Source organism: Candidatus Pelagisphaera phototrophica (assembly GCF_014529625.1).
Taxonomy (GTDB): domain Bacteria; phylum Verrucomicrobiota; class Verrucomicrobiia; order Opitutales; family Opitutaceae; genus Pelagisphaera; species Pelagisphaera phototrophica.
In genome coordinates, this window is sequence record NZ_CP076039.1 from 3508503 (window position 1) to 3523226 (window position 14724).

Sequence of the window (14724 nt, forward strand, 5' to 3'; positions counted from 1 at the left end):
CGAGGGCACCGCACGAAACTATAACTCGCGCGTGCCCTCTAAAAAATCCTCCGATTCGATTTCTCCTTTAAGGACCGTAGACGCTATACGCGTGCTCGGGAATCACCACTTCGTTCCGAGCCTGTAGAAACTCTGTAATATCGGTCCTTTGCCGCACCGTCATCGCTTCGGAAAAGTCCGGCATCAAGGAATTGCCTTCGCTATCCGTATTGTTGGCTGCCGGCTTCCCGCTAATAACGTGTGACGGATTGATGATCTTGGTAAGGAGTTGACCATAAGTCTTGACCCGATTCACTTCACCACCGAGCACGACATTAACTTTTCGCGGTGTCGTGAGTTCTGGCGCAAGTCCTCATCAACCACAGATTGACATTGGATACACCCAAGCTAAACGCTGTCTTACCTTTCCAGATACTGCCTTCCGGCAACCGGAACCTTAGGGGAATTTTTCTACTTATCGGACAACCGAAAAGGAGAAATACCGCCACAAGGCATATCAACCCATGCCACGCCTGGATATTGCGGTCGCAGCAAAAAAGCTGACCACATTTTTTGAAAGTCCAGTCGAGCTTATGCAGGTGATAGCTCAAGCCTGTAGCCACAATCATCTCAACTAATTTGAGAAAAGCGACCTAGCAAGTTGGCATGAGTCGCCAGCGAGCTTATCCGGTGCCGCCTATTCCGGTTAGGACCTCGATCGCTGACTACGGTTTAGTGAGAACAAACAGAATAACCACTCCGATCAAAAGCGCTATCGCCAAGACGAGCCTTTTGGTCGTGGACTTGCCTTTCGTCACCGCATTTTCCGACTCCCCAAAAGATTCTGCAGGCAAGTCCAGCCCGTCATAGACAGCATCCTCGCTCCAACCCGACTGCGGACAACTGCCACAGCTCTGGCAGGAGGCAGAACCTTCCTCCACATGTTCGCCACAGACCGGGCAATCTCCAGGAGGAACAAAGTTCTCCACTCTAGTCGAGCTCCTTTACCGAAAGTCGACGAAACCGGAAGACATGCTGAGGACCATGGGCCGCAAACCCGAGGTGCCCTTTCTTTAGCATTTTTCCCGGATGTTCACGATCATCCATATAGTCGCTTATCTTGCTGAGATCTGTATCCAGAATTCGTACACCATTTAGCTCTACCTGAATTGTGGAGCCTTTAACAATGACTTCTTGGTAATTCCATTCCCCGGCAGTTCTCAGGTAGCCGCGATAAGCTCCCGCCATACCATAGGCGCTACCATGAGCCTGCCTTGGTTTTACCCCTGCATAGCGTTCGTGACCGTCATCGAGAATTTGAAGCTCACACATGGCGTCATAGGCAGGATTGCCTTCTCCTGTCGAACGAATCGCCAAGCCGTTGTTGCCTCCGGGGGTCATAACGAACTCGAAACGGAAGACAAAGTCGGCGAATTCGCGCTCCGTGTAAATATGCCCACCGTCGCTCCATAGTAACTCGCCGTTGGCGACAAGCTTGCCGTTCCTATCACCGAACCAACCCTTGAGGTCGCGTCCATTGAAAATCGGCTCGAAGGCAGTCCCAAACTCCTCCCCACGCAAAATCTCGTTTGCTTCCACATCTCCAATTTCGCGAACATAGATATTCCGCCAACGGATTTCCCCACCATGCGTTTGCAAATGGATGGGCCCCTTACTGGGCATCGGTTTGGTCTTATCGAAATAAGGATGAAAAATGGCTCCGTCAACGACCCTTTGGGCATTCAACCAAACCCAAATGCGATTACCCACGTGACGAATCTTCAGGCTATTCCATTCGCCAAAGGGCTTGTCCGCGTGAACCAAGGGGTGCTTGCCGTTCGTATCCGCGTCTTCTTTCGGATTGTTGTACAGTCCACCCGAACCGCGATCCGCACCGTTGTCCCATTTACCCCCTTCTTTAGTCGTGTCCCAAATCTGAACTTGAGGCGATCCACGCAGGTAGATGCCGCTGTCGGCCAAGGCCACAGTCTTGTATTCAAGCATCAGTTCGATATCTCCGTAGTCGCGAACGGTCGTGGCATACGGCCCCTTTCCGTCATTGACCAATTCGCCGTTCTCCACGGTCCAGTGCTTTTTGAAATCGTCTTGCTGGTCCTTGATCGCAGCTTGCCGGTCTTCTACCTTACGAGACTGGTGCGGATTGTCGCCGTACCAGCCGGAAAGATCTTTCCCATTGAAAAGCGGTCGAAAGCCCTCGGGCGGATTAATCTCCGATCCACTCGCGGAAAATAAGCAAAAGAAAATTAATAAAGCGGCTGTGTATCTCATAGCATGTCTATTGTTTTACCCGTTCGGAAACTCTCATCTGCCGCTAGAACGATGCGGCTAGCATTACAAGCAGCCTCTAAAAGTTCGGATACATCCAAATCTTCATTGATAGCCTTAAGAAAATACTCCTGCTCTCGGTGAAAAAGGGCGTCATGATCCGGCTCTAATTCCATAGAAACGAACTCGTCTTCCCGGGCCGAATTACCCTCCGCATCAAGCTCGCTGTGATGCACCTGCAGTCGTTCCGTTCCGGAATGGGCTTCAATCTTGGCGCTTTGCCCTTGAGCCCCGGACTTTTCCGCCACGATGGAAATGCACCCTTTCGGCCCTATGACGTCTTTAATAAAAAATGCGTTTTCGCTCATCATGGGACCCCAGCCGGCTTCGTACCAACCGACTGAGCCGTCTTCAAAGGTCACCTGTAGGTGGGCGTAGTTGATTTTCCCTTCCGGTAATTCATCCGTCAGACGGGCTCCGATGCCTGAAACGCGCACTGGTCTCGATTTTGTCATCTGGCACATCACGTCGACATAGTGGACTCCGCAATCAACCACAGGCGAAATGGAGGAAGCCAAGTTTTTGTGGGTCTCCCACTGAGTGCCTGAAGACTGCTGGTTTAGATTCATCCGCATGACTAGCGGCTTACCTAAAGTGTGCACTTTCTCTACAAACTGAATCCAGCTCGGATGGTGCCGCAAGACATAGCCTACAACCAGTTTGCGATTCACCTTTTTCGCTAGAGCAACCAACGCCTCCGCCTCCTCGATCGTTTCGGCTATTGGCTTTTCCAAGAACACGTGGCAACCCACTTCCAAGGCCAGCTTGGTATATTCGTAGTGTGTATCCGGATATGTGGTAATACATACCACGTCCGGTTTCGTTTCTACCAACCCTTTTTCGTAACTGTCGAATCCCGGATAAGTCGCACCAAGCTCCTCCATGACTTTATTCCGAGATCCAGGACTTCTCGTGCAAATGCCTGCAATCTCAAATCCGTCTAAGCGATGGTACGCCAAAATATGGGATCTCCCCGTATTTCCCGCCCCAACACACAGTACTCGATGTTTTCTTACCTCTGACATTTTTGCTTTCTAGAACGCTCGGTATTCGCGGCTGAGGTATTGATTAGCCTCACTCAAATTCGGTATTTCCATGGAACGGGGATTCCACGTTAGTTTCTTGCCCGGATAACGACTTGCCACCACGCCGAGTTGCAACGCCTCGCAAAGAGGTCCCCCGTAGGAGAAGGGAGATCCCGTCGATCCTTCGCCCAGACAGGCATTAACCCATTGGCCATGGTGGTCGAGCGGATCGAGTTCCGGACGAGGCACACTTCGGATCAATTCTCTCGGAAACGTCTGGGGACCACTCATGTGTGGCATCATCAGAACCCCTTTTTCCCCAATCATCACGCAGCCCTGTTTGGGCAATTGGAACGCACCATCCTCATTGAATCCCTCAATCCAGGAAGGGGGGCCATTCTCGCCATCGTACCACGTCCACTTGAGCGTTTTCGCTGTGTACTGTGTCGAGGGAAACTGGTATTCCGTTTTCACGCTTGTCGGATGAGCGAATCCGTTCGGCTCACGACAGTGGCTTCTCACCCATTTGGGCGAGGTTAATTCCAACGCCCGATATGGAGTATCGAAAATATGGACACCCATATCTCCCAAGGTACCCGTACCAAAGTCCAACAAGCGGCGCCACTGGCCCGGATGAAAAATCTTTTCGCGATAAAGCCGCTCTTCCGCGACTCCAAGCCACAGTCCCCAATCCAAGTTGGCCGGCACCGGATTCGTCGTCACCGGAATCAAATCATTGGACCCCCAAGACTTGTTGGACCAGACATGAACTTCGCTGATCTTTCCAACCAGCCCACTCTTGATATAATCGACCGTCATTCGCTGGCCAATGGACGCGCTGACTTGAATTCCCATTTGCGTCACCACACCCTTTTCCTCAGCTAGGAGTCTGAGCTGGCGGTTCTCCACGACGTTGTGGGCCAGCGGCTTCTCACAATAGACATGCTTTCCCAATTCCATCGCGTGCGACGATATCGGTGCATGCATGTGGTCAGGCGTACAGACCAAAACGGCATCGATCCGGTCTCCCAGCTTGTCGAACAGTTTCCGGTAATCCCGAAACGTCTCCGCCTGAGGCACTTCAGTCGATCGTTCTGCTAAACTGTTACTATCCACGTCACACAAAGCGACGATGTCGACATTGGGCAAACGGAATAGAGAATCGAAATTACCCTTTCCCCGACCGCCAGCGCCAATCTGAGCAATCTGCAACTTGCCGTTGGGCGAACTGGCCCAGGCTACAGTCGGCAGTATCGAGAAAGCGGCGACACCACCTAATGCGTTGAGAAACTGCCTCCGACTCGATTGGGGATTTACTATGCGACTCATATCGTTAAAAGCTTTCTATTCAGTTTCTGCGGGCTTCACGTCGGGCACTTTAAAGAAAATTGCAAACATGACAATTACGATCGCCGCCATTCCGGCCGGCATCAACCAGATCGCTTTCCAATCATGGATAAAAGTGCCGGCCGCGATTTCAGTCTCGTAAGCCTTCACCACATATCCAGATATTTTAGTCCCGATCAGCAGGCCCAATCCATAAGTGATCAAGGCGATAAAGCCTTGGGCACTGGCTCTCAGGTTTTTAGGGGCCACATTATCGACATGGATATGGCCCGCCACGAAAAAGAAATCGTAGCAAATTCCGTGGAGCAAGATTCCGGCGTAAAACATAAAAACGAGGCTGTCCGAATTGCCCATGGCAAAAAGAATGTAGCGGACAAACCAGGCCAGCATCCCAAACAAGAGCATTTTCTTGACCCCTAGACGGGCGAGGAAAAACGGCATGAGGAGCATAAAGCCGATCTCCGACATTTGCCCGAGAGTCATTTTGCCCGCTGCATTCTCAAACCCGGATTCGTTTAAGAACAAATTCGTAAAATTGTAGTAGAAGGCGAGCGGGACGCATATGAAAAGCGAGCCGATGGCGAAAATCGCAAAGGAACGATCCTTCAACATGGACAACGCATCCAAGTTCAGAACATCCCGAACAGTAACTTTCTTATCAGAAGACTGAGGAGGCGTCCACGGCAGAAAGAAGGAAAACAAACCCAGTGCTGCTGATGCCCCTGCGGCAATCTTCATGGGGATCGAAGTGTTCTCGATCCCCAAACTCCCCACCAATAGACCCGCGGCAATCCAACCGATAGTTCCTAAAACCCGAATCGCGGGAAACTGCTTTCCAGTATCTTCCATTTGGGCAAACGATATCATGTTCACCAAGGCCAAGGTGGGATTGTAGGCCAACGCATAGACAAAGAGCATCCAGAACAACGTCGATGGGTCCGTAATCGAAGCACTGAAATAAAGAATCACCGCCCCAACCAGATGGCAAAATCCGAGCACCCGCTCGGCATTGAAAAAGCGGTCCGCAATCATTCCCACAAAGAAGGGGGCGATTAATGCGCCCCATGGCATGGTGGCGTAAGCATCCCCTATCTCAGCGCCGTCGAAGGAAAGACCCTGGCTTAGGTAGGTTCCTAAAGTCACAAACCAAGCTCCCCAAACGAAGAACTGGAGGAACATCATCGCGGACAACTGTATACGTACGGTGGATTTCATATTCTAAGGGGCAGTATTTGGGAGAAAAACCTGAATCGTGCAGCTTTTTGTCCGCCTGTCTACTCAACGTTCGCAACTTTCGTTCAAAATGTTCTAGAACTATTTCATTTTTCAAATCCCTCAATTTGATAGATCAATCGTAAAAGTATACCATTCCGACTTCCATAAAAGCCTAACCGCTCATGAACGTTGCTCCCGTGCACCGGTAGCCCCGTAACTGAGCAGACAAAATTCCGCTTTTCAATCTACGTCGAATCGAGGTGATTCCTGATGACTCTGCCCGTAAACATTATTACTTATTCTGGATACAAAAAAAGAGAATGCGCATTACGCATTTCATGGATCAATACCTTCTTTGAATTGCTCGCTTAAAACAGTCAGATCACTCAGGCGGCACCCAAATTCCCGGGTCAATTCCTCAAATTACGGATACTGCTTTGTCTTCAAGCGAGGACAATGGGAAATCAAAGCGGATCACCATGGTTATGATCAAGGCAATGGGAAATCCAATCAGCAAAACCAGAGTCACCAGTCGCGACGTTCATTCGGGAATCCCCAACTGCGGAAGCACCGCCGCCGAAAACTGGATGGCGATCCACGCCACCACCGCTTAGGTGCTCCCCACCCCCATGACCTTTCGACGCTTCAGCTCCGCCCAGTAGGATCTACCGTTTTGTGGCGAGGCCACCGGGTCGGTTTTTGGGTTATCTAGGGTGGGAAAGTCGGATATGAGCGGATTCAATAGGAGAGTAACGCCAATCGCTAGAGAAAACCCTGTAACTCTTCAAGCCCGTGAGTCTCTGTTTGTAAGGACGAAACCAAGGGACCCCAGAGATGAGGCCGAGGCTCTTCCGGTTTTAGGCGCCAATCGAAATTCCCCACTCCTCAAGCAATCCATCCAAACCCAAGGCCCCAAAGACTGACAAAGGAGCATTATCTATAGGATTAGGAATCACCGTCCAGTCACCCGACTCTCAGGATTGACTGGAAACGGAAATAGATCCTGCTTTGCCGACTAGGCCAGCGCCTTCGCCAGAGCCTGGTCGATATCGACGATGATATCGTCTATGTGCTCGATCCCTACGGAAAGACGCACCAGCTCGGGAGTAATGCCTCCCGCTTTCTGGGCTTCCGCTGAAAGCTGGCTATGGGTGGTAGTCGCAGGATGGATGGCTAGGCTTTTGGCGTCGCCCACATTGGCCAGATGGCTGAACAGCTCGAGCGAATCGATGAACTTCGATCCGGCTGCGGCACCACCATTAATTCCAAATATCACCATGGCACCGCCTTTGCCGTCCAAATACTTATCCGCCAAGGCACCACTCTTATTGTCATTAAGGCCCGGATACCTTACCCATTCGACTCCCTCCTTGTCATCTAAATGGTTAGCCACTGCTTTGGCGTTGGAACAATGACGCTCCATCCGCAACGGGAGGGTTTCTATCCCTTGCAAAAACATCCACGCATTGTCTGGAGAAATACAGGCCCCCAAGTTGCGCAAAGGAACGGTGCGCATCCTAAGGATGAACGCTAGTGGAGCCAAGGGCTCAGGAAGGTCGTGCCCCCAACGCAATCCGTGGTAGGAGGAGTCTGGATTGTCATACAAGGGGAATTTTCCGTTGGCCCAATTGAATTTACCTGAGTCAACGACAACCCCGCCTATCCCGTTGCCATGACCGCCAAACCATTTGGTCAACGAATGCACGACTATATCCGCGCCGAACTCTATCGGGCGTGTCAGATAAGGCGTCGAAAACGTGGAGTCGACAATTAGAGGGATCCCATTGTCATGGGCGATCTTGGCAATCGCCTCGAGGTCGGAAATCTCGATGCCGGGATTACTAACGGTTTCGCAAAACAGCGCCTTGGTGTTCTCATCGATCGCTGAGGCGAAATTTGCGGGATCGGAAGGATCAACAAACTTGGTCGTGATACCCAAATCTGGAAGAATGTCGTTAAATTGTGTATACGTTCCGCCATACAGGTTGTTGGCCGACACGATATTGTCGCCCGCTTTCGCCACGTTGATGATCGAATAGAAAATTGCCGAGGTACCCGAACTGACCGCCAGAGCCGCTGCACCCCCTTCGAGCTGAGCGACCCTCTGCTCCAGCACATCCTGAGTCGGGTTCATAATTCGCGAGTAGATGTTTCCGAGCTCCTTCAGCGCAAAGAGATTAGCAGCGTGCTCGGTGCTATCGAAAACGAAGGAGGAGGTCCGGTAAACCGGGACTCCACGTGAGTGAGTCGTGGGATCCGGTGCCTGACCGGCGTGAAGGCATTGTGTTTCGAGTTTCATTAAGGACTGACTTTTGAGGTTGGTTTTCTGCTTCTATGTACCAATACGAAAATTTGACGACGCACTATGAAAAGAGTTTACAGAGTCGACCAGTCCAAAGTTCACAAACCTTGTTAGGTCCTACTACAATCACACTCTTATTGCTTATTTAGTCTCATTATTGATAATGAGACTTTTTCTCAAAAAGCTACTTGACGGCTTTTTGAGATTTAGTTTCAACTAGATCTTATCAAATGAAAATGGATCTCAACTTTAAGTTCTCAATCGCTCTATTGGGAGGACTTTGCCTTTCCTTCGATGCCGTTGCACAGGAAGATGAACCACTCGACGTTGCCCATCTGGAGCCTCTTTCGATCATTGGCTCGCGTGAAGATCTCTTCAGCACTACTGGATCTGGATATGTCATCGATCATGACTTGATTCAAACCCATGGATACGCAGATATAAACCAAGCTCTCAAACAAGTTCCTGGGGTCTATTTGCGAACTGAGGACGGCCATGGCCTTTTCCCCAATATCAGTCTTCGCGGGGTGGACCCAAGCCGAATGTCCAAACTCACCTACATGGAAGACGGGATACTAGCAGCGCCGTCTTCCTACTCCGCTCCATCCGCGTACTACACGCCCACGGTGGGCCGTATGATTGGTCTGGAAGTCTTGAAAGGCTCAAGTCAAATTCAACACGGACCGCACACTACCGGGGGTGTCATCAACTATCTCTCCACACCCATTCCCCACCATAAATCGAGTTACCTGCGCTTCTCGTATGGAACAGAAAATGACACGCGACTACATCTATGGACGGGCGACCGCGTCGACTCATCCGCCGGTGAATTCGGCTATTTAGTAGAAACCTACTATCGGGAAACCGATGGGTTCAAGTCTATCGATTCGACTGCCGGTTTCGATGGATCTTCCAGAGGCACGGGATTCCAAAATCACGACTCAATGCTTAAGCTGAGCTGGTCACCCAAAACGGAAAACCGCCAGTACTTTGAACTTAAGACCGGGTACATGGACAAGAATGCCGACGAAACCTATCTAGGGCTTTCAACCACGGACTTCCTTAAGAATCGGAATCGACGCTATGCGGCTTCTCGTGACGACAACATCGATACGCAGCATTTCAGGAACTACCTACGCTATTCCGTCGCCCTCAGCGACAACGCTTCTTTATCCGCAACCGCCTACTACAATGCCTTCAATCGGAACTGGTACAAGCTGAAGGAAATTAAAGACATCGATTCCGATGGAGACGGTTTCATCGACAGCACACCCACCGTTCTGCTCTATCAGGCACTCGCAGGCATCGACGACAACAAGCCTCTGGAGGTGCTACAAGGAATACGAGCGGGCCAGTACGAGTATCGCAACAACAACCGCGGCTACATCGCCAAAGGAGTTCAAGCGACGCTTAATGTCGATTTCGACGCAGGGGAAACCGTCCACCATCTCCTCGTCGGAACTCGATTCCATCAAGACCAAGTGAGGCGCTTCCAGGACGACGTCCAATACTTTCAGGATTCTTCTGGAGCAATCACATCGACGGTATCGGACGGACCCGGAAGCGGAGGCAACCGTTTGCAGGAATCTGAAGCTACCGCTCTTTTCATAGAAGACACAATCCGTCTTGGAAGATTCTCCATCATACCAGGGCTCCGATACGAGCGTATCGACTACCGCTATATAGACTTTGAAAATAACGGAGACAATATTCCGACTGGAGATGCTTCACGAACACTAGACATCTTCGCCCCAGGAATCGGATTCAGCTACCAGAGCGACGAGAGCTCGAACCTTTTTGCCGGAATCTACCGCGGCTTCTCCGTCCCAGGTCCCCGGTCCGCTTCCCGTCCCGGCCGGCAACTTGACGAGGAGACCAGCATCAGTTTCGAAACCGGTATCCGCTTCGACAACTCCAAAGGGATCTATGCAGAGCTTGTGGGATTCAATACCCATCTTGACGATCTCGCAACTATCGACAACATCGCAACCGGTACCAGTAATCCTCAAAACATTGGGGAAGCGCGATCTCGCGGCGTAGAAGCCATATTCGGTTGGGACCTAACCGCTAAGGGCACATTCGAATTTAAAGCTCCCATCTCGGTGAGCGCCACTTATACTGATGCCACATTCAAATCCAACTCCACCGACGTCAACGCCGAGTCTATTTTCGCTGGAGCCGTGATCGGAAACGCTTTCCCGTACGTTCCAGAATGGCAGCTCAATCTCGCCGCCAACCTCGAGTTCGATACATTTAGGTTGTCAGCAAATCTCAATTACACTGACAGCACCTTCGGCAGCGGCTCCAATTCCATGCAAGAGCTCGACCCCTCAGGCAGTCCAGATGCCCGCTTTGGACTGATTGAAAGTCAATTCATTGTAGACCTGTCCGTCAATTACTTCATCAACGAACACGCAGAAGCGTTCGTGAACGTAACCAATCTTCTTGATGAGCAGAGCCTCGCGGGACGCCTCACCGATGGCCCTCGTCCCAATGCGCCTCGACAAGCGAGCATCGGTATGGGTCTTCGATTCTAAGCATCGCCTTTTGGGTCGATTTGTGGACTCGCATACTTCGGATTTCGAGTGCCCGCGTACATTTCGTACTCCAGCAGCCGACACTCAATAGGTCCGTTGTAGAATTCGATCTTTCGCCGGGTCTTCAGACCTACTCGTTTGGCCAATCCTCGATTGCCGGTAAACACATACCCCCAATAGCCAGCGCATTTTTGCTTAAAGAAGTCCCCTATTTCCTGATACGTCGGAATTAGTTTCTGCTCCTCGCCCATTCGGTCACCGTACTCGGGATTGAAAATTAAAACTCCCGGACCTTCCGGTACTCGCGTTCGTTTAAAATCGCACACATCGAATTCAATCAGATGTTCGACTCCAGCAAATTCCGCGTTTCTTAGGGCTGCCTCAATCGCAGCCGGATCACGATCCGTCGCAATGATGGGGAAACCCAATCGATCGGATCCTTTGGTCTTCAACTCGGCTCGAATTTTCTCGAAATCGCTTACCCGATAACCCTCTAAATGCATGAAGGCGAAGTTGTCTCGCAACAGTCCCGACGTCTTTCCCAAAGCCCACAAGGCCGCTTCAATCGCAAGGGTACCACTACCGCACATGGGATTCACCAGCGGTGAAGCCCTATCCCATCGCGTCGCCCTCAAAACCGATGCCGCTAAGTTCTCACGCATGGGAGCTTTCCCTGGACTAACCCGGTAGCCACGATTACTGATCGGCACTCCCGACAAATCCAAATAGATGCAAACCTCCTCTTCATGCCAGTACAGAAATATCATCGCCCGGTCCGAGTCATTGCCAGTGTCTGGCCGCCTTCCCCGCTTTTCTCGTATCCGGTCAACCAATGCGTCCTTCAGCCGCAAACCAGCGAAATTGGTATTTCGGATCGTATCGTTCCGAATGGAGGAACCAATTGAGACATATCCATCTGCGGGTATCCACGTCTCCCAAGGTAGACGAACGGATCTTTTATAAAGCTGATCCCCATTGTTCGCTTCAAATTCTGCGACCTGCCATAAAACACGTAAACCAGTCCGTAAGAGCAAATTCAGCCTCATACAGTCTACCATATTCCCTTTAGTAAAGACGCCCGCTGGAGCTTCCCTTATAACGGGAAAGCCAAGCTCTTCAAGTTCGTCCCTCAAATAGGAAGAACACGCTTTCGGACACGTGACGAGTATGGTATTCAAAGATGAAAGCATAGACCTAGTTGGTGAAGAATCCTTGAGCTCTATCGATTTGCAAAATGGAACGCTAGAGAAGATACGGAACGGTTAAAGGGCCTTCCGGCAATAACGCGACTGTAGCATCACTCCCAACTCTATCCAATTCTATCTCTAAAGAATCCTGCAAAGATTTAACGGGTGTCAAATGTGCTTTTCGGACTTCATTGGCTTCCAATTTCGAGAAGATACCTACGCAGGCTTTTGTGCAGATGAGAGCCTGAAGCTGAACTTGCCACTGATCAAACATTGAAAATCCCGGCTGCCGAATCGTATCCAATAAAGCTTCTGGACTCGGGTAATCAAAAAGCAATTTACGATAGCTGCCATGGTCCGGAAATCCGTCTGAACATTCAGATGCAAACAAGATCAGGCCACCCTCCTCTACGATCTGGGCTGCGGCTGACGTACCTTTGACCAACTGATACAGATTTTGGTCCAACGGGTAGCCGTTGTTACTCGTAATCACAATCTGGAATGGCCTTTTGCAACCGATCATCGCACTCTCTTTCACATAATCGCAATTAGCTCCTCAGGCGTATTTCCCCGGTGAGATCCGGTTCCGTTGATAATAACCACATTCTCCTTAGCCACGTGATCGATGGCCTCCATGAGCCAAAGCAAAACGCGGTGACTGGGGAAGGGCCTGGTGGCGTCAGGAATCAGGATGGCTACCCGATCACCTGATTCGATCGATTCCTTCAGTGGGTTTGCCCCAATCGGAGAATCGCAAGCCTGAAAAAAAGCCCCCTTCTCATCATCCAGACCGGCGACGAAGCGAGGCTCTAACACCGTCGTATTGATTCCGCTCAAATCGAGTTCGACCTGGGTTTTTCCAAAAGGGAGACTCACATTCACCTTATCAATCTCGCACCTCTGAAACGTGGATTCAATGCTTTAGCTACAAAAAAACACCTGCCGTAAATGGCAGGCGTTACAAGATTGTTTCAGAGAATGAGCGACGACTAGTCGTCTTCCGGCTTGTACTTTTCGTGGCCGTGCTTGCGAGCGTCATTGATCTTAGCTACAATCTCTTCCGCTCCTGCATTGTCGCCTGATTTCAAGGCAGCTTCGAGCTGGCTAATCAAGCCTGTTGTCCGCTTCATCGCCTTTTGGTAACCTTCCATGAACTTCTTCTTCTCATCGCCGGAAAGATCGCCCGCGAGAATTGGAGTCAGTTTGGCCGATTCTTGAGCCGCTTTCTTTACTTTCGCTACTAAGGCAAGGGTCGACTCGTTCTTTGAGGAATCCTTGATTTGTCTGCGTATCGAGCGCCAGGCCTTGTTCATCGCACTCATTTCGTCTTCGAGAGCGGTGTGGTGATGCTCCCCATCTTCATGGCTATTTGCTTCTACAAAAGGAACATACGCCAAAAGCATCGAGAGAGTTAGAATGAGAGATCTTTTTTTCATAGATTATTATACAACTAGATTTAGAGAGATAACCCTTGAAATGGAGTTCAAGTTACAACCATTTGTCAACGAGGTTTGCCCTCCGATAGCCCATGGATCGACTATTGAGTCGAATTTCTTCTATGAGTTATACAACTTCAGGCTAATTTGGACTTATAAACCGTAAGTTAGTTCCCCTATTTACGCCTTCTCTGGCATGAGAATACCCCGTTCATTCCGAAAGGGAGCACTAAATATTCCCGCAGGGTCTTCGAGCGAGCCGTCTCCTTATCTCGATTGTATCCGGATCTTACTAAGTCCATTTAACCGGCAGGCATCCATAACATCCGTGATCGTCTGCAAAGGAGTCAAATTGTGAGCCTTTATAAGCACCGGGACATCATTTGAAATCTCCGAAACCCTCGAAAGCACAGCCTGAAGATCGTCCATCGGTACCGGCTGGTTTTCCAAAAATATCTGACCACCCTCGTCTATTCCCACCAAAATACGTTCTGGATAGTCATTGCGCCCGGCAGATTCGATCTTCGGGAGGGTTAAATTCAAGGTCGTCATTTCCTTGAACTGCATACTAACGAGAAAAAAGAATATCAATATTGTCAATACATCCATTAAGGGGATGATATTGATATTCGCCTTGTTCCGCCTGCGAGCGAGTAGACTCATGAATCTTCGAGGCCCATTTGCTCGAGCAAAGACTCGAACTGCACGGCATAGGTTTCAACGCGCCGCTGCAAGTAGCCGTTGGCAATTAGACAGGGAATTGCTACGGCGAGTCCAATCACGGTTGTGGTGAGGGCCAAGGCAATCCCCTGCGTGAATGCGGAGGGGTCCGGCATCCCCGTATCCAGAGAAACATTTCCAAAAACTTGGACAAGACCCGTTACTGTTCCCAACAACCCCAGCAAAGGAGCCGCCCCGATAATGATCTCTAAAAAAACGAATCCACGCTCCATACGATTTACTTCCAGACGAGCATATGCTTTTACCGCCCCGCTATCTTGGGAATGACGCTTCCAATAGGCAATCACGCGACCAAGAGACGAGTTTCCGCCGCCATCAGATGGACTTCCTTCCACGATTCCCTCAACGATGTGGTTGGGAATGATCGCCGCACGGCGCAACGCAAACATGCGTTCAAATATAATAAAGCACCCGACAATGGAACACACCATGAGTGGATAGACGAAAATACCGGCTCCTTTGAGAATATCTATCATGCTTTCACTAAGTTACTGAAGTCTGATAAGGGATGATTAAATGACCCATATTACCAATCCTTGTTCAAACGCAAGTTCGCCCTAGACCAAAATACGAATGGATCCCAATTCCCGCCCGTTTATGTGCCAGTAA

The 14724-nt window shown here is 50.3% G+C and carries 15 protein-coding genes; 2 read left to right on the forward strand and 13 right to left on the reverse strand.

What is annotated here, in order from left to right; translation table 11 throughout:
• Nucleotides 1-67 precede the first annotated feature (67 nt).
• The 6 genes from GA004_RS15090 to GA004_RS15115 form a co-directional block, all read right to left on the reverse strand.
• Nucleotides 68-295: a hypothetical protein gene (locus GA004_RS15090; RefSeq protein ID WP_283394709.1), complete on the reverse strand. Its 228-nt coding sequence runs from the start codon at nucleotides 293-295 to the stop codon at nucleotides 68-70.
• A 409-nt stretch (nucleotides 296-704) separates the two neighbouring features.
• Nucleotides 705-968, reverse strand: coding sequence for a hypothetical protein (locus GA004_RS15095; RefSeq protein WP_283394710.1), 264 nt, complete (start codon nucleotides 966-968; stop codon nucleotides 705-707).
• A 1-nt stretch (nucleotide 969) separates the two neighbouring features.
• Nucleotides 970-2268, reverse strand: a complete 1299-nt coding sequence (locus tag GA004_RS15100) for a 3-keto-disaccharide hydrolase (protein ID WP_283394711.1) — start codon at nucleotides 2266-2268, stop codon at nucleotides 970-972.
• Nucleotides 2265-3350: a Gfo/Idh/MocA family protein gene (locus tag GA004_RS15105; protein ID WP_283394712.1), complete on the reverse strand. Its 1086-nt coding sequence runs from the start codon at nucleotides 3348-3350 to the stop codon at nucleotides 2265-2267. The genes GA004_RS15100 and GA004_RS15105 overlap by 4 nt, the downstream gene beginning before the upstream one ends.
• Nucleotides 3351-3359: 9 nt before the next feature.
• Nucleotides 3360-4679, reverse strand: a complete 1320-nt coding sequence (locus GA004_RS15110) for a Gfo/Idh/MocA family protein (RefSeq protein WP_283394713.1) — start codon at nucleotides 4677-4679, stop codon at nucleotides 3360-3362.
• Between the two features lie 15 nt (nucleotides 4680-4694).
• The gene (locus GA004_RS15115) at nucleotides 4695-5912 is read right to left on the reverse strand and encodes a nucleoside permease (protein WP_283394714.1); all 1218 of its coding nucleotides are present in this window, start codon (nucleotides 5910-5912) and stop codon (nucleotides 4695-4697) included.
• 437 nt (nucleotides 5913-6349) lie between these two features.
• On the opposite strand from GA004_RS15115, the gene GA004_RS15120 reads away from it, so the two are divergent.
• A complete protein-coding gene (locus tag GA004_RS15120) occupies nucleotides 6350-6526 on the forward strand; it encodes a hypothetical protein (protein ID WP_283394715.1) in 177 nt (58 codons plus the stop codon).
• A 401-nt stretch (nucleotides 6527-6927) separates the two neighbouring features.
• On the opposite strand, the gene GA004_RS15125 is transcribed toward GA004_RS15120, so the two are convergent.
• Nucleotides 6928-8211 (reverse strand): O-acetylhomoserine aminocarboxypropyltransferase/cysteine synthase family protein, encoded by a 1284-nt coding sequence (locus GA004_RS15125; protein ID WP_283394716.1) that lies wholly within the window; start codon nucleotides 8209-8211, stop codon nucleotides 6928-6930.
• Between the two features lie 233 nt (nucleotides 8212-8444).
• Between GA004_RS15125 and GA004_RS15130 the strand changes: the two genes are divergently transcribed.
• Nucleotides 8445-10751, forward strand: a complete 2307-nt coding sequence (locus GA004_RS15130; RefSeq protein WP_283394717.1) for a TonB-dependent receptor family protein — start codon at nucleotides 8445-8447, stop codon at nucleotides 10749-10751.
• Here the strand turns inward: GA004_RS15130 and GA004_RS15135 are convergent.
• The 6 genes from GA004_RS15135 to GA004_RS15160 all read right to left on the reverse strand — a co-directional run bounded on the left by GA004_RS15135 (nucleotide 10748) and on the right by GA004_RS15160 (nucleotide 14591).
• The gene (locus GA004_RS15135; RefSeq protein ID WP_283394718.1) at nucleotides 10748-11941 is read right to left on the reverse strand and encodes a THUMP domain-containing class I SAM-dependent RNA methyltransferase; all 1194 of its coding nucleotides are present in this window, start codon (nucleotides 11939-11941) and stop codon (nucleotides 10748-10750) included. The genes GA004_RS15130 and GA004_RS15135 overlap by 4 nt on opposite strands.
• 52 nt (nucleotides 11942-11993) lie before the next feature.
• A complete protein-coding gene (locus GA004_RS15140) occupies nucleotides 11994-12431 on the reverse strand; it encodes a nickel-dependent lactate racemase family protein (protein ID WP_283394719.1) in 438 nt (145 codons plus the stop codon).
• Nucleotides 12432-12472: 41 nt separating this feature from the next.
• Nucleotides 12473-12814, reverse strand: a complete 342-nt coding sequence (locus tag GA004_RS15145) for a lactate racemase domain-containing protein (protein WP_283394720.1) — start codon at nucleotides 12812-12814, stop codon at nucleotides 12473-12475.
• A 113-nt stretch (nucleotides 12815-12927) separates the two neighbouring features.
• Nucleotides 12928-13374: a cytochrome b562 gene (locus tag GA004_RS15150; RefSeq protein ID WP_283394721.1), complete on the reverse strand. Its 447-nt coding sequence runs from the start codon at nucleotides 13372-13374 to the stop codon at nucleotides 12928-12930.
• A gap of 267 nt (nucleotides 13375-13641) precedes the next feature.
• A complete protein-coding gene (locus GA004_RS15155; protein WP_283394722.1) occupies nucleotides 13642-14037 on the reverse strand; it encodes an ExbD/TolR family protein in 396 nt (131 codons plus the stop codon).
• Nucleotides 14034-14591, reverse strand: coding sequence for a MotA/TolQ/ExbB proton channel family protein (locus tag GA004_RS15160; protein WP_283394723.1), 558 nt, complete (start codon nucleotides 14589-14591; stop codon nucleotides 14034-14036). The genes GA004_RS15155 and GA004_RS15160 overlap by 4 nt, the downstream gene beginning before the upstream one ends.
• Nucleotides 14592-14724 lie beyond the last annotated feature (133 nt).